The 16,713-nt window shown below is 62.5% G+C and carries 12 protein-coding genes; 6 read left to right on the top strand and 6 right to left on the bottom strand.

Annotated features, from left to right (window positions below; translation table 11 throughout):
* Positions 1-2: 2 nt before the first annotated feature.
* The 3 genes from WKV53_RS05645 to WKV53_RS05655 are packed head-to-tail and all read left to right on the top strand — an operon-like array spanning position 3 to position 2,322.
* Entirely contained in the window at positions 3-884 is an 882-nt protein-coding gene (locus WKV53_RS05645) for a sugar phosphate isomerase/epimerase family protein (protein ID WP_341403382.1), read from the top strand.
* A gap of 13 nt (positions 885-897) precedes the next feature.
* Complete coding sequence (locus WKV53_RS05650) at positions 898-1,776, top strand: alpha/beta hydrolase (protein ID WP_341403383.1); 879 nt, start codon at positions 898-900, stop codon at positions 1,774-1,776.
* Positions 1,777-1,836: 60 nt separating this feature from the next.
* Complete coding sequence (locus WKV53_RS05655; RefSeq protein WP_341403384.1) at positions 1,837-2,322, top strand: Lrp/AsnC family transcriptional regulator; 486 nt, start codon at positions 1,837-1,839, stop codon at positions 2,320-2,322.
* 244 nt (positions 2,323-2,566) lie between these two features.
* Here WKV53_RS05655 and WKV53_RS05660 read toward each other — a convergent pair whose 3' ends face one another.
* Positions 2,567-3,613 carry a LysM peptidoglycan-binding domain-containing protein gene (locus WKV53_RS05660; protein ID WP_341403385.1) on the bottom strand — a complete coding sequence of 349 codons (1,047 nt, stop codon included), beginning with the start codon at positions 3,611-3,613 and terminating at the stop codon, positions 2,567-2,569.
* Between the two features lie 323 nt (positions 3,614-3,936).
* Entirely contained in the window at positions 3,937-4,692 is a 756-nt protein-coding gene (locus WKV53_RS05665; protein WP_341403386.1) for a metallophosphoesterase, read from the bottom strand.
* A 125-nt stretch (positions 4,693-4,817) separates the two neighbouring features.
* On the opposite strand from WKV53_RS05665, the gene WKV53_RS05670 reads away from it, so the two are divergent.
* The 3 genes from WKV53_RS05670 (at position 4,818) to WKV53_RS05680 (ending at position 8,731) form a co-directional block, all read left to right on the top strand.
* The gene (locus tag WKV53_RS05670; protein WP_341403387.1) at positions 4,818-5,417 is read left to right on the top strand and encodes a hypothetical protein; all 600 of its coding nucleotides are present in this window, start codon (positions 4,818-4,820) and stop codon (positions 5,415-5,417) included.
* Between the two features lie 135 nt (positions 5,418-5,552).
* Positions 5,553-8,030, top strand: coding sequence for a serine/threonine-protein kinase (locus WKV53_RS05675; protein ID WP_341403388.1), 2,478 nt, complete (start codon positions 5,553-5,555; stop codon positions 8,028-8,030).
* Positions 8,027-8,731: an RNA polymerase sigma factor gene (locus WKV53_RS05680; RefSeq protein ID WP_341403389.1), complete on the top strand. Its 705-nt coding sequence runs from the start codon at positions 8,027-8,029 to the stop codon at positions 8,729-8,731. The genes WKV53_RS05675 and WKV53_RS05680 overlap by 4 nt, the downstream gene beginning before the upstream one ends.
* On the opposite strand, the gene WKV53_RS05685 is transcribed toward WKV53_RS05680, so the two are convergent.
* From WKV53_RS05685 to WKV53_RS05700, 4 genes are all read right to left on the bottom strand, one after another.
* Positions 8,728-12,651, bottom strand: coding sequence for a CBM96 family carbohydrate-binding protein (locus WKV53_RS05685; protein ID WP_341403390.1), 3,924 nt, complete (start codon positions 12,649-12,651; stop codon positions 8,728-8,730). The two genes, WKV53_RS05680 and WKV53_RS05685, sit on opposite strands and share 4 nt — an antisense overlap.
* Positions 12,652-13,068: 417 nt before the next feature.
* Positions 13,069-13,932 carry an alpha-1,2-fucosyltransferase gene (locus WKV53_RS05690; RefSeq protein ID WP_341403391.1) on the bottom strand — a complete coding sequence of 288 codons (864 nt, stop codon included), beginning with the start codon at positions 13,930-13,932 and terminating at the stop codon, positions 13,069-13,071.
* Positions 13,929-15,128 (bottom strand): hypothetical protein, encoded by a 1,200-nt coding sequence (locus tag WKV53_RS05695; protein WP_341403392.1) that lies wholly within the window; start codon positions 15,126-15,128, stop codon positions 13,929-13,931. The genes WKV53_RS05690 and WKV53_RS05695 overlap by 4 nt, the downstream gene beginning before the upstream one ends.
* A gap of 16 nt (positions 15,129-15,144) precedes the next feature.
* Positions 15,145-16,713 carry an MBOAT family O-acyltransferase gene (locus tag WKV53_RS05700; protein ID WP_341403393.1) on the bottom strand — a complete coding sequence of 523 codons (1,569 nt, stop codon included), beginning with the start codon at positions 16,711-16,713 and terminating at the stop codon, positions 15,145-15,147.

Raw genomic sequence — 16,713 nt, forward strand, 5'->3', positions numbered from 1 at the left:
CTATGAAACGCCGCACCTTCTTGCGTTCCGCTGCCGTCTCGTCGCTCGCCCTGACCCCTGCCAGCCAAGTGCTGGCGGCGCTCGCTCCGGACAACAAGTACCGCAAGAACATCGGCATCCAGCTCTACACGCTGCGGGATGCGCTCGGGAAGGACGCGGCCGGGACGCTGAAGGCGGTGGCGGAGGCGGGCTACCAGCAGGTGGAGCCGTTCGGGTTCCCGAATTGCCAGCCGCTGCTGGATGGGGCGAAAGCGGCGGGGTTGGCGATGAATTCGGCGCACTTCGAGTGGGGCAGCGTGATCAGCCCGAAGGACGCCGCGATGAGCGATTTCCAGAAGATCATCGAGAAGGCCAAGGAAGTGGGGCTGAGCCACCTGGTCATCCCGTACCTCGCGGACGGCGAGCGGCGGACGCTGGATGACTACAAGAAGATCGCGGCCAATGCGAACAAGGCGGCCGAGCTGACCAAGGCGGCGGGGATCCAGCTCTCGTATCACAACCATGCGTTCGAATTCGAGCCGAAGGAGGGTGGGAAGCGCGGTTATGACATCTTCATGGAGGAGTTCGGCAAGGACATGAAGTTCGAGGTGGATGTGTTCTGGATCAAGGTGGCGAACCACGATCCGTCGGAGCTGATCACCAAGCTTTCGGGGCGGGTTTCGCAGCTTCACCTGAAGGACCTGAAGGCCGGGCTGAAGCTGCCGGAGTATGGGAAGATCCCGGATGATTCCTTCAAGGAGCTGGGGAACGGGATCATTCCGATGGAGCCGATCATCGCGGCGGCGGAGAAGGCGGGCGTGGTGCACTGCCACGTGGAGCAGGACCAGTCGCCGGACGCGATGGCGAGCATCAAGCAGAGCATCGCTTATCTCGGGAAGCTCTGATAGGGCTTCCACCATGCGACGGCTTGTCATTATCCTGACTGCCATTTCTTTGACAGGCTGCCTGACCCGGCGGGCTGCGGACGTTCTCACCGTGCCGCGGCGGGTGGTGGAGACGGGGCATTGGGAGAAGGAGACGGCGACGAGGCCGGAGCACTTCGAGGTGGAAGCGGCGGATGGGGTGGTGATCTCGGCGCTGGAGTTGCCTGCGAATCCGGGAGTGCGGAAGGTGGGCACGGCTTATCTGTTCCATGGATTCGGGAACACGAAGGAGCAGATGTTGCCGGTGGCGAAGCGTCTAACAGCGGTGGGGTTTCGTTGCGTCGCCTGGGACTCGCGGGGGCATGGGAAGAGCGGTGGGGAGCGGGCGAGCTATGGGATGCGTGAGGTGGATGATGCGTTGCGGGTGATCAAGGCGGCGCGGAAGAGGGATCGCTGGTCGCGTGGGAAGGATGTGTTCTGGGGGTATTCGATGGGGGCGGCGGTGGCGTTGCAGACGTTGCCGGAGGATTCGCGGGCGGAGGCAGCGGTGCTGTTGGCGCCGTTTGCCGATCTGAGTCAGATCATGCGGCATCATGCGGGGCAGATTTACAGTGGGGCGATGGTGCCGTTCCTGCCGTGGGTAAGGTCGAATGTGCGGAGTGCGGCGGGATTTGATCCGCGGAGGATCAAGCCGATCGAGAGTGTGCGTCGGACGGATGCGCGGTTGCTTTTCATCCATGGGGCGCGGGACGGGGTGATCCCGCCGGATCAGTCGGCACGGCTGCTGGCGGAGTGTGAGGAGGGGCAGGGGAAGCGGCTGGTGCTGCCGAATCTGGGGCACGGGGATGTGATGTGGAATCTGCCGGAGCCAGCCTACGAGGCGGCGGTGGATTTCCTGGTGGAGAAGCGCTGAGCGCGGGAGGGCGTCGTGGGTCTTGCGGAGGGCGGGGTGGCCCGCTAGAACCGCGCCGTCATGTCGATCGACCCGCTCCTGCAACTTCTCCGCCGCCAAGCCCGCTACAGCCACAAGGAGCTCGCCGAGCTCTTGTCGCTCAGCGAGTCAGAGGTGGCGGCGCGTCTGGCCGAGTGGGAGCGGAACGGCACGATTCTGGGCTACCAGGCGGTCATCAATCCGGACGTGGCCGGGGATGACGATGTGTCGGCCTTCATCGAGGTGAAGGTGACGCCGGAGCGCGGCGGCGGCTTTGACCGGCTGGCGATGCGCATCGCGCGCTTCGAGCAGGTGGTGAGCTGCTACCTGGCCAGCGGTGGTTATGACCTGATGGTGGTGGTGGAAGGCAGCGACCTGCGGGAGGTGGCGCGGTTTGTTTCCGAGAAGCTGAGTTCGCTGGATGGGGTGATTTCCACGGCGACGCATTTCCGGCTGAAGACTTACAAGGAGAACGGCTTTATCTTTGAGGAAACGCAGGGGCCGGAGCGGTTGGCGGTTTCGCCGTGAGGTGAATTCAGAGGCACGTCCGCAATTGTTCCTCTGTCGCTACGCGACACGTGTTCCGCATGGTTCTCGTCCGGGGACTGAAGTCCCCGGCTACCGTGCTTGACCGCTACGCGGTCGGGGAGACGCGTCGACGGAACGTCGACACCCCTTAAGTTTTAAAAGCGAAAACCCGCCCGGGACGAATCCCGGACGGGTGCCATGACCTTAGCGGCCAAAACCCAAGGAAGTCAGAGTTATTGAATTCTCAAGGCTGGGCGGGAACGTAGAACTCTGACCCCTTTGCAAGGACTGTACTGGGATTCAGGTTATGGCCGTTCAGGGCATTCAGTTTCGCGGTGTTCGTGCCGTGTGCTGCGGCAAAAGCACCGAAATCGATGGGGTCATTGATGGTGACCAGGCGAAGCTTGGGAGTGTTGCTCACCATCTGGCTGGCCGTTTCTTCCTCGGATGCAGGAGCGGACGGAGTGGCGGACGGGGAAGGGGCGGCGGCGGCCGTCTTCGGAGCGGGTGAGGCGGCTGGAGCTGAAGCCTTCTCGCTGACGGGCTTCGACTTGGCGGTGGCAGGAGCGGACTCGGTCTTGGCTTTGCCGCCGAGTTGAAGCGTCTGGCCGGCGCGCAGCTTATCGGCTTTGATCTGAGGGTTGGCTGCTTGGAGAGCCTTGTCGCTCAGGCCGTAGTTGTGAGCGATGCTGTAGAAGGTTTCGCCTGCCTTGACGATGTGGGTGCCACCTTGAGGAATGGGGGCTGGAGCAGGAGCGCCAGGGGCAGGGGAAGCGGCCTTTTTGTCGCTGGTCTTGGCTTTGCTAGCCACGGCGGCGGGAGCCTCGGCCTGGGCCTTGGCAGGCAGGCGCAGCTTTTGGCCGATCTGGAGGCCGGAAGGATTCTTGATCTTGTTCAGCTTCACCAGCGTTTCGGCGGTGGTGCCGTTGCGCTTGGCGACCTTGTTGAGGGTATCGCCAGCGCGGACGGTGGCGAAGGTGGCGGTGGAAGCGGCGGCCTTGGTGGCGGTGGAAGCGGCGGCCTTGGTGGCGGGCTCGGCGGCGGTTTCCTTCGTGGCCTCCTTGGTCGCAGGAGCGGCGGGCGCTTCAGCTTTAGCAGCGGGCTTGGCCGTTTCGATCACGGTCTTGGTCGAGAGGGCGGCCTGCGACTTGAGCTGGCTATTCTCGGTTTCGAGCGCGTGGATCTGCCGTTCCATTTCCGCGCAGCGACCTTGGAGAAGCTCCAGCTCGGATTTGGCGTTAGCCATCGGGGCGGTGCAGAGAAGGGCGGCGAGGAACGGAAGTGCTCTCATGACGGAGGAAGGAATTTCAAAAATTCCGGCCCGAAACAAGAAAAATTTAATAAAGCTTAATAATAAGCCTATAAGTGATTCTCATTCAACCGTGAGAAATCATGAGCCATTTGGCCTCAACTTGGCCGCAGGGAGAGGTCTTGGCAGCTTTGGCCGGGGCTGCCTCGGAGCGGGCGAGCCGGGACTCGGCGGAGAGACGAAGGCTTGGGAATCAGCTGGATGCAGCTCGGCGAGGTCTTCGCCCTTTTTGAAAAATGCGCCGTAATCAAAGCGGTCGTGGATGAGCAGGCGTGAGCATTTTCGGCCGGGCTGCGGGCGTGGTGCTACGGATCGAGGTCGATGATCAGCTCCGGATTGAAGTTCTTGTTGGGTTCGTCCGGGTAGGCTTGAGGATTGGCCACGATCCGGGTTTTTCCAATCAGGTAGTCGTTGCTGTGATGGATGTGTCCATGGATCCAGAGGGGCGGCTGATGCTCCAGAATGAATTCGTCCAGATGGGAGGCGTAGGCGCAGCTGATCGGTTCCACACGCCGTCTCGGAGGGAGAGAAAGGAGTGATGGCGCATGGTGGGTTACGATGATTGATCTGCCCGAATCGTGAGTCTCGAAGAAGCCCCTCATCGCGGTCACGCTCTGGAGGTGGAGGTTTCTGGTGTCGATGGGGGTAAGCCGTTTGTAGTTTCGGGCTGAGTTCCGGATTCGCTTGTAGTCGTTCATGGCGGCTCCGGCGACGCCGCAGCCGACCTGCCATTGGTCGATGAGGGCCATGTCGGTCCACAGCGTGGATCCGAAGATGTGCCAGCCATCGAGCGAGATCGCCTGGTTCTCCAAGACGTGGATGTTTGTCCCCTGCGTCTCCTCCCGCAGTCGCTCGGTGACACGGGGAAGCTTGTCCCCGTAGAACTCGTGGTTTCCACAAATGTAGACGGTGGGGGTGTCTCCGCAGAATTCCCTGATCCAAGGCAGGGCATTCTGCTTCGTTGCGATGTCCCCGGCGAGAATGATGAGATCGGCGTCCAACCGGGGCAGGTCGGTGGGGCCAAACTCACGATGGAGGTCGCTGAGGATTCGGATGCGCATGATTTGGGAGAGCCAACGGCGCCAAGAATGTCCGAGTCCGCGGGTTTTCGCTCAAGCCCGGGTTCTCCGGGATGTCGAAAATGCGCTTGGACCCCGGGCCGGGGCGGCCTAGCCTCACGCCGCCCATGGCTTGGTTCAAGAATCTCAAGGAGAAGCGCAAATACAGCAAGTGGATCGAGGACGGTCGGCCGGATCCGCCGCCGCCGCTGGCGAAGCGCGAGATGCTGCTGGATTACAAGAAGCGCCACGGGCTGCAGATCCTGGTCGAGACCGGGACTTTTAAAGGGGATACGGTCGAGGCGATGCGCGGGGAATTCCGTAAGGTTTACTCGATCGAGCTGGCGGAGAAGTTCTACGGCGAGGCCAAGGAGCGCTTTGCCGGTGTGGCGAATGTGGAGCTGCACCAGGGCGACAGCGGCAAGGTGATGCCGCAGATCGTTGCCAAGCTGGATGCGCCGACCTTGTTCTGGCTGGATGGCCACTACTCCGGCGGGGATACCGCTCAGGGCGATCTCAATTGCCCGGTGTGGGGTGAGCTTGAGGCGATCTTTGCTGCTGCGATGACGCAGCCCTTCGTGGTGCTGATCGATGATGCGCGCTGCTTCCGCAATGTCGGGTCGCAGGAGTATCCTGCGGTATCCGACATCGAGACGTGGGTGAAGGAGCGGCGGCCGGACCTCGGCATCGAGGTGGCGATGGACTGCATCCGCATCTCGCCGAAATAGCGCGTCGCAGAAAGTTTGTAACCTGTCGCATGCGGCGGTTCAGGAAGGAATCGCATGAATCCATCCTTCACACCGTCTGGTTGTCCTGAATGCGGCGCGCCGCTTGATGCAGCTGGGCTTTGCGCGCGCTGCCTGATGGCTGCCGCAGCGATGCCCACCGAGCCGGCAGTCGCCGCGGCGGGACCGGAACTCGAACAGGTAGCCTCCGCTTTTCCGCAGTTCGAAGTCCTGGGGCAGATCGGCCGCGGTGGCATGGGCTCGGTCTTCAAGGTGCGGCAGCCAAAGCTGAACCGCCTAGCCGCCCTGAAGCTGCTGCCGGATTCGCTGGCTGCCGATCCCGCCTTCGCCGGGCGCTTCGAACGCGAAGCCCAAGTGCTGGCGAGACTCAATCATCCGAACATCGTGGCCGTCTATGATTATGGCCAGGCAGAGGGCTTCTTCTACCTGCTGATGGAGTTCGTGGATGGAGTGAACCTGCGTCAGGCGATGAAGGTGTCGCGCTTCACGCCGGAACAAGCCTTGGGCATCGTGCCCAAGATCTGCGAGGCGCTGCAGTTCGCGCACGACGAAGGGGTGCTGCATCGGGACATCAAGCCGGAGAACCTTTTGTTAGACTCGCGCGGCCGGGTGAAGCTCGCCGACTTCGGGATCGCGAAACTGGCCGCCGAAGCGGAGATTCCCCATGGCTCGGAAAGCGTCGGCCATTCCCTGCTCACGCAAGCCGGAGCGGCGCTCGGCACTCCCAGCTATATGGCGCCGGAGCAGCGTGATCGTCCTTCCGATGTCGACCATCGCGCCGACATCTATTCGCTCGGCGTGGTCTTTTACGAACTACTGACCGGTGAACTCCCGCAGCAGTCGTTCACTGCACCATCGACGAAGTCCGCTGCCGATCCGCGGGTGGACGCGATCGTGCGGCAGGCTTTGGAAAAGGATCCGCACTCACGTCAGCGCAGCGCTGGTGAATTGAGGACGCAGGTCGAGACGCTTGCCGGCGAGCCATCGCAGGAAGAGCAGGGCGGGCATGCTCCGCGGGTTTGGTTCGCGCACGCAGCAGTCGCGTTCAGCCTCGCGGGCACCTGGATGAGCCGGGAGGTGACCTCCCCGAAGAGTGTGAGCCAGCGGCCGGTCACCGTCACCGCCATCGGGCTTGGCGAGCCGTGGCTTGCGGAACGTCGCTGGCTCGCGGATGCGCCGGTCGGAAGCTACAAGTGGGTGGGAGGTGTCGTCATCGCGCCGACGCCGTGGCAGCTTTCCGAAGTGGCGATGGTGCTTGCGGGCATCAGTTGGGCTTTGTGGTTCCTCTTCAAGCGACGTGCGGGCGAACGCCTCGATGCATTGCTGGCCAACGGGGGCCGAAAGCCATCGTTCGCTTCAGCCGGGTGGCTGTGGTTGGGAGCGTCCGCCTTCGGCATCTGGTTGCTCTTTGCGATCCTCGGTCTCGCGATGTTGCCGCCGGGCATGTGGAGATGGACCGGAGGAAACCTGCCGTTTTTCCTCCAGGATGTCTTCAAGGTGGCAGTGATGATTGCCGGGATATGGGTCACCGGGAACTTCGTGCGGCGTTGGAAGAATCCGAAGGAAGCGCTTCCTCCCCCAAGCTCTTGGCCGGCGCGCCTTGTGGTGACTCTTGGCGTGGTCATTCTCGCGGCGCTCTCGTTCAAGGTTGTCTGGTCGTCCGTGCGCCGCGAGCCAGCCAGAATCCCAACGCCGGCTGTCCAACGGGATGCATCGGGGCCCAAGTCCACCGCGGGATCATCTGTGGGGAGGCAGGACGATCCGCTTGGAGGAAAACCCGCCGAGTTGACCACGGACGTGCGTCTGGAGCTGATCGAAAAGACCAGCGTCATCGACGGCGACGAAGCGCGCGAGGTCCGGCAAGTGGCAGTGATTGCCGAAAAGCCGGGCTTTCTCCATCTCTGGGCCGATGGCCTTGATCCGCTGATCGTGCCCCTGCTTCCGGATGCCTCCGGGAAAGGCTATCGACGCAACCTCTTCTACAGCGTGGGCAAGGCCGAGCGGCCCCAGCTGAACTATCAGGTGATCACCGACAACACGCAGAAGGAGGCGAAGGACGCGGTCGATCTCGCGAACCAGCATATCACCTTCGACAAGATCGCGAAGAATTTCCGCGAGATCGCGGATCCGGTAGGCAAGTGCTTGCGAAACGTGCCGCTCGATCTGGTCCATCTGGGCGACTACTTTGACACGGGGTCGCTGTGGCTTGCCGTCTCGGACAGCGATGCTCCGCTCCAGCCGGAGCAATGGTATCTCCACATCTGGCACCCCACGTATTACTCGGAGCCTCCGTCATTGCCGGCCGGACTTCTCACGCACGGGATCACGATCGGAGCGATGATCAAATCCAATGACCAGACTGTCGGCCGCATTTCGCAGCGCGACGGTCGCTTCATGGCCGACCTCGCGTTTTCGCGAGGCTCCACTTCCTACTTCAAGGGTGAGCTGAAGCCGGAAGTTCCGCTCGAACCGACGGGCGTTGCGTTTTCAGGAGCTATCTGGCCGGTCCGCTTCGTCCTCACGAAGAAGAGCGAAGTCATCCCTTTTCTGGAAGAGCAACTGAAGCTCGATCAACAAAAGCGGAAGAAGCCGTGACCCGCTCGTTTCACACGACACGCTGGACGCTGGTGCGGAATTCGCATGGCGATACCGAGGAGGCGCGGGCCGCGCTGGCCGATCTTTGCGCGCACTATTATGAACCAGTCGTGGCCTTCCTCAGCCGTGAGGGCAGGGATCGCGATGAAGCGAGTGACCTCGCGCACGATTTCTTTTCCAAAGTGCTGGCCGGCGACTTTCTTGGCGAAGCCCAGCAGGAACGGGGACGTTTCCGAAGTTACCTGCTCGGCGCCTTGAAACACTTCATCGCGAATCGCCGGCGCGATGAGAATCGTGAGAAGCGCGGTGGCGGCGTGCAGCATGTCGAACTCGAATCGAATCACGGGATCTTGTGGCCGGAGGTGGAGTTCGATCGCAGGTGGGCAGTGTCGATCATCGAACGCTCGCTCGCCTTGTTGCAGACCGAGGAGGAGCAATCCGGACGTGGAGGCGTGTTCCAAATCATCAGGCCTTGGCTTGCGTCAGGAGAGATTCGCGAATCGCAGGAAGTCTGTGCGACGCGGGCGGATATGAGCACCGGTGCCTTGAAGGTAGCGATCCACCGCCTGCGGAAGCGCTTCCGGGAGATCGTCCGCGCCGAGATTGCCAGCACCTTGAACGACCCCGCGGATCTTGACGACGAGATGCGTTATCTGCTTGCAGCGCTCAGTCAGGGCGAACCGGCCCCGAATGAGGCTTAGTCATCCCATTCGAGGCGGTAGAAGGCCTGGGTAAGTGGTGGATCGGCGTCGATGTAGTCGACGACTCCATCTTCCGATGCGGTCACTGTTTTCAGGGTTTCCCAGTGAAGCAGATCGCTGCTGCGCTGGGTGCGATAGGATCGTCCGGCGACGCCCGCGATGCTGACCCGGATCCCTTGGCCGGCAATGCTGCGGATGGTGGTGGCTGGTGCCGATGGGGCGACGGCCTCAGATGCTGGCGGCGAGGTGATCGGCTGGGCGGCTGCGGCCGAGCCGCCCGTGAGCAGCAGGACCGGCCGCGCGGTGGTGGTCGCGTTTTCGGAGGATGCGAACGCGACGTCATAGGGTGATGCGTCGGCTTCGAGAACGAAGCTGTAGATGCCGGGGGCGGTGACCACGTCGGAGATGTCGAAGCTCACGGACTGGTCATTGCGAATGTCGGCCGTGATGGAGTCGAGTTCGGTACCTTTTGCGGGGGTATTGCTGCCGCTGATGGTGCTCTCGCTCCACGAGTTCGAAGTGGCGGCGAAGAGGCGCAGGGTCATGGTGCCGGAGGAAACGTCGTCGGCTTCCGTGAGGACCAAGGTGGCTGAGCTGACCGGGGAAACGGCGGCTGATAGATCGAATTGGAGGTAGCCAATGCGCTTCCGTGAGGTGCTTTCGATGCGGAGGTTGGTGTTGTTCCGATTGCTGCCGTTTTCGGTGTAGGCGTCGTGGGTGGCTTGAAACGATGTTTGAGTTCCACCGCTGGGGGAGCTGCTGATTACCACTGTCGTGTCGTCCGTGCTGCTCAAGGTGCCATCGGATCCGCTGAGTCGGAGCACGTAGGTGCCGGCGGCCGTGAAGGTGGCATTCGTGTCTGCTGAAGATGGACTGGAGAATGTCACTGTGGCGGGGCCGCTGACGCGTGACCATGCCACCGTGAGCGAGGAGCCGGAGGGCTGGCCGTCATCGCCGGCAGATGCGTCGATGGCGAGGACGGCCTGACCGCCGCTCAAGGTTGCAGTGCGATCGGGGCCGGCGCTGATGGCCGGTGCTTGATTGGCGGGGGGCTGGGGATTCACCGTCACGATCACGTCGTCGCTGGAGGTCAGGGCTCCATCGGTGGCTGTCAGGCGCAGGGTGTAGCTTCCCGCCTGAGGGAAGGTGACCTGGGTGCTGGGGGTAGTAGAGGATGAGAATGAAACGGCTGCCGGGCCGCTGATGCGAGACCACGTGGCGGCGAGTGACGAGCCGGAGGGCAAGCCGTCATCGCTGGCGTTCCCATTGAGCTGCACTTGAGCGGTGGAGGTGCCGATGGTGGTAGTTTGATCGGCTCCGGCGCCTACGACAGGTGCCGCATTCGACGGCGGAGCGCCGCCGGTGGTGATGACCAGTTGGGGTCGTGAGGCGACGGCTGAATTCTCGCTGGCAGCAAAGGCCACGTCGCGGCTGGATGAGTCGGCCTCAAGGATGAAGGTGTATGTGCCCGGCCCGGTGACAAAGGTGGAGGCATCGAATGAGATCTCCTTCCCGTCGGTGATGTCGCCGATGAAAGTGTTCAGCAAGGCTCCTTTGCCGGGTGCATTCGAGCTGGTGATGGTGGTTTGGGACCAGTTGTTAGAGAGGCCCGCGTAGAGCCGGAGGGTCATGGTTCCGGCCGAGTCGTCATCGCTTTCGGTAAGCTTGAGGGTGGCGCTGGTGGCGGAGGCGATGCCCTGGGCATTGAACTGGAGATAGGCGATGCGCTTGCGATCGGAGCTCTCGACTCGGATGGAGCTCACGTTGCGGTTGGTGCCGTTCTCGGTGTAAGCATCCTGGGTTGCGATGAATGATGATGTCCCGCCGCCTCCGGAGGACGAGGTAATGGTTATGGTCACGTCATCGCTGCCGGTGAGTTCGCCGTCGCTGGCGGTGAGGCGCAGCACGTAGGTTCCTGCGGCGGAGAAGGTCGCGTTGGTTGACTGCGAGGTGGACGTGGCGAACGAAACTCCCGTGGGTCCGCTGACGCGGGTCCAGCTCGTCGTTAGAGAGGATCCTGCCGGAAGGCCATCGTCGGTGGCACTGCCGCTTAGGGTCAGGGTGGCGGAGGTGCTGGTGAGAGTGCCGCTTTGATCCGGCCCGGCGTTCACGATGGGCGCTTGGTTGGACGGGGAGCCGCCGGTGGACTTGTCCACCAGTGCGATCCAGTCTTGGGTGGTGGAGTTTGGCGGTGATCCTAGGCTGACAGTGCCGCCGCCTGTCACGGAGCTGCCGGTGATCAGGCCTCCGCCATTGCGGGGATCGAGCCAACGAACGCGGAAGCTGCCGCTGGCGCCGGAGAGATTGAGGGTGGCTGTGCCGCCGGACCGCAGGTCGACCAGGTAGCTTTCCCCGGGCTTGGCGAGGCAGCGGTTGAGATTGTCACCGCTTCCGCTGATGAGCTCGTTGTGATTGCTCATGTCCTGGAAGGGGACCGCGCCGGACTCGAAGAAATCGATGGCGTAGCGGCAGTAGTTCCAGAAGGAATCGCGGCTGCGGAAGTCCTCGCAGGTGAGGTCGGAATTCGGCTTGCTGTAGCCGAAGTAGAATTCGATCCCAGCACCGCCTGCCATGAAGGAGGCCCACAGGGCATCGCGGCGGGCATCGGTGTGGCTGTTGCCGGCGTCATCGTCGGGTCGCAGGCTCAGGCTTGCGTCGCCGGGTTCATCGCAGGCCACGACCCAGGGTTTCCCTGCGGAGTCGGCGTTTTCGATGTATCTGAGGACGTTGGGGAAGGTGTCGCTGAAGTTCGAGGCGTTGGCTTGCCACGACATGCCGGTCAGTTCCGAGCCCGGTCCCATCAGGTCGAAGTGACTGTCGCCATTGTGAATGACGATGTGATGATGGTAGGGATCGGTGTCGTGGAAGTATTGTGCCCATGCCTTTTTCTGGGAGGTCGAAGCGTCGTTAATCTCCTCGCCGAGGTTCCAGTTGAGCGCGAGGTTGTGTCCGAAGCGCGCGATCAATTCGCGGTAGTAGAGCTTCCGCTGGTTGCCGAGATTGCCGCTGTCGAGAAGCAGTTCGTTCTCGGTCTCCTGGGTCTTGAAGTGGAGATACATCCCATTCCGGGTGCCGTGCTCGAAGACGATTTCCCATTGATCGAGCCGCGATACGTCGAGGCGATCGCGGGAGCCGTAGTCGACGTAAGGGAAGACGTTCTTGTCGTCGCCATTGATGTTCATAGTCAGGAACGAGAATGAATTCAGTCCCTTGGACGCGAGGTAGTTGATGGCGCCGATCAAGCCCTTGCCCTTGGTGCCCTGCCAGACGGGGTCGCCCGATTTCCAATCGCTCACATGGGGTTGCCAGGCCTTGATCATGTCGTCGCCCTGGCCGTCGGTCTTGAATTCGCCGTCGAAGTCGGCATAGGCGAGGAGGTTCTCGGGAGAGTCGACGCCGGCCTTCATGAAGTATTGGGCGGTGCCGGCGAAGCGGAGGTGGTGTTTGCCGACGTACTGCAGCATCCCCTTGCCGCGGAGGTCGCGGCCGGTCTTGTTCGTGTCCGCCACGGTGAAGCTGCCGCTGTCGCCATCGAAGAATCCGGCGCTAGTGCCGGAGCCCGGGGCTCCGGCGTAGACATTGGTGCCGCTGCGGAAGGATGTCTCGTAGGTCCATGTTCCGGTTTCATCCGGAGCGAAATGGGCGCGCCAGACATTGCCGGAAGTGGCGGAGGTATTAGCCGCATTGCCATCCGCCGCGTAGTAGCCGGGGACCACGTATGACTTGCCGCTGCCTGCGTGACGGAAGGTCACATCGAGCCGGTAGTTGGTGAAGGGATTGGGAGTGGCCGTTTCGCTGGTGGAGGGCCCAGTGAACGAGAGATTGACCTTATGCCACTTGCGCAGTTCTCCCGAGACTGAAGCAGCGTGAAGCTGCATCCAGATCCCGAGCAGGACGGAGAGAAAAACCGTCGTTCTCATGAGGTTGGAGTCGTTTTCCTGGTGGTTGAAAACGCTTCACGGATCTGGAGAGCCCATTGGGGGTAGTGGCCATGACACGGGAGAGGAAGAAGCTATGGATGTGCGATCACGGGTGAATGGGCGAACATCATCCTAGAGCGCAGGGGACGTGCCGAATGCCATGGGCAAGGTCTGGAGTCTTTGAGTGGCAAGGGTCGGATTGCCGAATCAAACTCGTGAAGATGAAATCGCGATGCGCTCTAACACGGCGATTTGCAACTCGTCGGCAAGTAGCATCCGCGAATTGCATGCGCGGCTGGTATCGCGACTATCCTGCTTGGAAGATTGGCGCGGCACCCAACGGGCGGAATGAATTGCCCGGATAAAAGGAGATGGTCCGGGCCACTTCCACTGCGCTCCACTTCCGCGCTCCCAGTCTTAGTGTTCCAGGCGATTTGGGACCTTCGTCCACTCCGATGCTGGCTTGAGGGGCCAGCCGGGATCGTTGGGGGTCCACACGCGCTTGTCGGCATGGCGGCGAAGCCATGCGGCCCACCAGCTGAAGGAGCTGTTGGCAATGATCGCATGGCGGCAGGCGGCCATCAGACGGAAGTCACGCAGTTCATCGCTATTGGGCTCCGAGACGTAAGTCACCGGTGCGCCGTGGAAATCGATGTATTGCTTCGCCCAATCGAGGTCGTCGCCGAAGACATAGAAGTGGCAGCTTCCCAGCGTGGAGATCGCGGCGCCGATACTGGATTCGTAGTAGCCGGAGCCGAGGCGCGGGGAGTAGCGGTCGCGGCGGATGTGGAGGAAGACGGAATTGGTCGAGCCGAGCAGGGCTTCGAAGTCGGCATCCGGTCCCTCGGGGAAGGGTGGCGGCTGGAGTTCCTTGCGGATGATCGAGGCGCGCTCGAAGAAATACTTTTCGCTCTGCCAATAGCCGTTGAGGCGGACGACCTGGCGATTGGTGACGAAGCCGGTGAGCTGGGTTTCCGGCTGGTCGCTCTCTTCGGCGAGGTAGGACTTGAAGGCCTGCGGCAGGAGCTTGTTGAAGGAGCGAATCGTCTTGTGATGCAGGCCTCTTGGGTCGCCGAAGCGCCAACGCGGCGTGGCCGGGGTGCCGGCAATGGGGAAGAGATCGAGCATGTAAGCGCGGCCGTAGCCGTCGCGCTTGTAGCCGGACACCTCATCAATCCACAGCTCGCGGCGCGTGCGAATCGCGTATGCACGGGCAGCAGCGTAGGCGAAGAGCTGGTTGCCCAGTCCACCTTTGATCATGGCGACGACGGCGCGGGTCACTTCTCGAGTGTGGGTGCTTGGAATTTGGCGAGCGACTGGCGGAGGAAGGCCACATCGTCCGGGTGGCGGGAGGCGTAGTCGTCGAGCTGGGCGCGGACCTTCTCGATCCGGGTGGAGATGCCCTCGGGCGTCAGACGCTCGCCATAAGTGCCGGGACCGTCCAGACGGTCGAGCATTTCCTTCCCGATGACAGGCGTGGCGTGGAAAAGATCGATCCAGTTCTCAATGTGGCCGGTTTTGTCGCCTGCGGCTGGCAGCGGCGGGGAATTGAGCGGGTGGCCATCGAGGAAGTCCCAGATTTCCACCGGGGGGGCGGATGGGGCGGCGGCATTGGAGCGGGCGGCGAGTTCGGCAAGGGCGCGGCGGTCCTTTTCGAAGTAGCAGTCGGGATCGCCGAGCTCGCGGTAGGCGAGCTGGAAGAGCGCGTGATTCGGCGTGAAGAAAATCACCAACCGCGCATCGGCTTCGCGGCACTTGGCGACAATTTCCTCCAGCAGTTTCATCTTCGCTTCCGACAAGCCGCCATTGGCGATGTGCGACTGCACCATGCGGTAGGTGGTGGAAAGGTAGAGCGAGGAGATCAACATCCGCTGATTCGCCGGGAAGGGGGCATCACGACGGAAGCCCTGAGGCGTGTGATCGGCCACCTTGCCCTTGATGGCGCGACCGACGGTCGCGAAGGATGCTGCCAGGGTGGAGATGCCGGCGTGATAGCGGAGCTCGCGTTCGAATGAATTCGCCTCCGGATCGAGCGGCGAGAGCGCGAAGTCGGTGACATTGATCTTCGGCGGCGGGGTGCTGATGTCGCCGGCATCGATGGCGAGCACGACCAGCCGGGGATGCTGCCGCTCGAAGTAGTAGCGGAACATCGCGTGGTTCTCGACGAGCAGGCCGGCATTGAGGCCGAGGTTCGCGCAGTGCAGGCCCTTGAAGGCGGGGTGCTTGGGGTCGAGTCCGATATCGACGCGCGAGGAGCCGAACATGGCTGCGTCCCAGGTGCCCGAGCGCACTAGGCCGGCCTTGGCGGTGCGGTTCCAGGTATTGTCGATCGGGCGATAGGGATCGAGTTGCGACAAGCTCCATGGCATGGGCGTGACGCGCCACGGATTCACGGTGGTATTGAAGACAAAGCCCGCCACCACGATGCCGGCGAGCAGCATGAGGAAAAACTTCTGGTAGCGTTTGAGGGCGCGCACGGGGAATCGGATCGAATCAGAACTGGAAGTAGATGAACTCGCTGACCTTGTCGAATTGGAGGCCGGTGGCGATGGCCAGCAGCACGGTGGCGGCGGCGAAGGCCTTGGTCGGGCGCCATTGCCACCAGCGACGGGTGCCACCGGCGGGGTAGGGTGCGCCGGAGACGCGGAGGGCGGGGCGGTAGCGGGCGAAGATCTCCTGGGTATTCGGCAGCAGCCACACGCCGATCAGGACGGGGATGAGCTTCAGCGGTTCGACGCTTTGGATGACGCGAGTGGCCTTGTCCGGCCAACCGCCGAGGCCATGCAGGCCGAACATGGAGGCGAGCAGGCGGCCAGCACTGCTGAAGTCGTGGGCGCGGAAGAAGACCCAGCCGACGAGCACGGCGATGAAGGTGAGCGCGATCGCGAGCGGCTTTGGCAGGGCGCTCCATGCCATTTTTTTCCGCAGGCCGAACCATGCGTGGTTCACGCAGAGGAACATGCCGTGCAGTGCGCCCCACATGATGAAGGTCCAGCCGGCACCGTGCCAGAGACCGCCGAGGAGCATGGTGAGGAAGAGATTCACGTAGCGGCGCGCGGGCCCCTTACGATTGCCGCCGAGCGGGATGTAGAGGTAGTCGCGCAGGAAGCGGGACAGGGTCATGTGCCAGCGGCGCCAGAACTCGACGATGGAGTCGGCCTTGTAGGGCGAGTGGAAGTTCAACGGGAAGCGGATGCCGAAGAGGCGGGCCGAGCCGAGGGCCATGTCCGAGTAGCCGGAGAAGTCGAAGTAGAGCTGGAGGGCGTAGGCGACGGCGCCGATCCATGCTTCGAGCATGGTTGGATCGCGGCCATGTTCAGCAGCGAGTCCGAAGATGGGCGTGGCGATGCGCGCGACATTGTCGGCGATGACGACCTTTTTGAAGAGGCCCATCAGGAACATGCCGAGGGCGACGGGGAAGTCGCGATGCCAGCCGTGCTGCGACTTGCGGAACTGCGGCATCATCTCCCGGTGATGGATCAGCGGGCCCGCGATGAGGTGCGGGAAGAAGGTGACGAAGAGCAGGTAGTCCGTGAAATGGTATTCCTCGGTCTCGCCGCGGTAGGCGTCGACGAGGTAGGCGATCTGGAGGAAGGTGAAGAAGGAGATCGCGAGCGGGAGGACGATGTCCGGGATGCTGGCCGGCCAGCCCGTCAGCGAATGCAAGATGCCGCCGAGGAAGCCGGCGTATTTGAAGTAGCCTAGTAACGCTAGGTTTGCGGTGACGCCGCCCGTGAGGAGCAGCTTGCCGGGCCGGGTGAATTTCAGGGCCGATAACCTACGGCCGAGGTAGTAGTTCGCTGTGCAGGAACCGAGGATCAGCAGGACGTACTTCGGGCTCCAAGGCTTCGTCGGGTCCGGATTCCAGACGCCGTAGTAGGCGAGGGACACCAGCACCAGCCAGCCGAGCACGACGCGGAAGGGCGCGCGCTTCAGGGCATTCCAGCCGATCAGCGCGATCGGCAGGAAAACCAGGAGGAAGGTGTAGGAGTTGAAGAGCACGAACGAGAGGTGGTGGAGCGTGAACGTGCCGTCCACGCCGTGTCGACGGAACGTCGACAC

Source organism: Luteolibacter sp. Y139 (assembly GCF_038066715.1).
GTDB classification, from domain to species: domain Bacteria; phylum Verrucomicrobiota; class Verrucomicrobiia; order Verrucomicrobiales; family Akkermansiaceae; genus Haloferula; species Haloferula soli.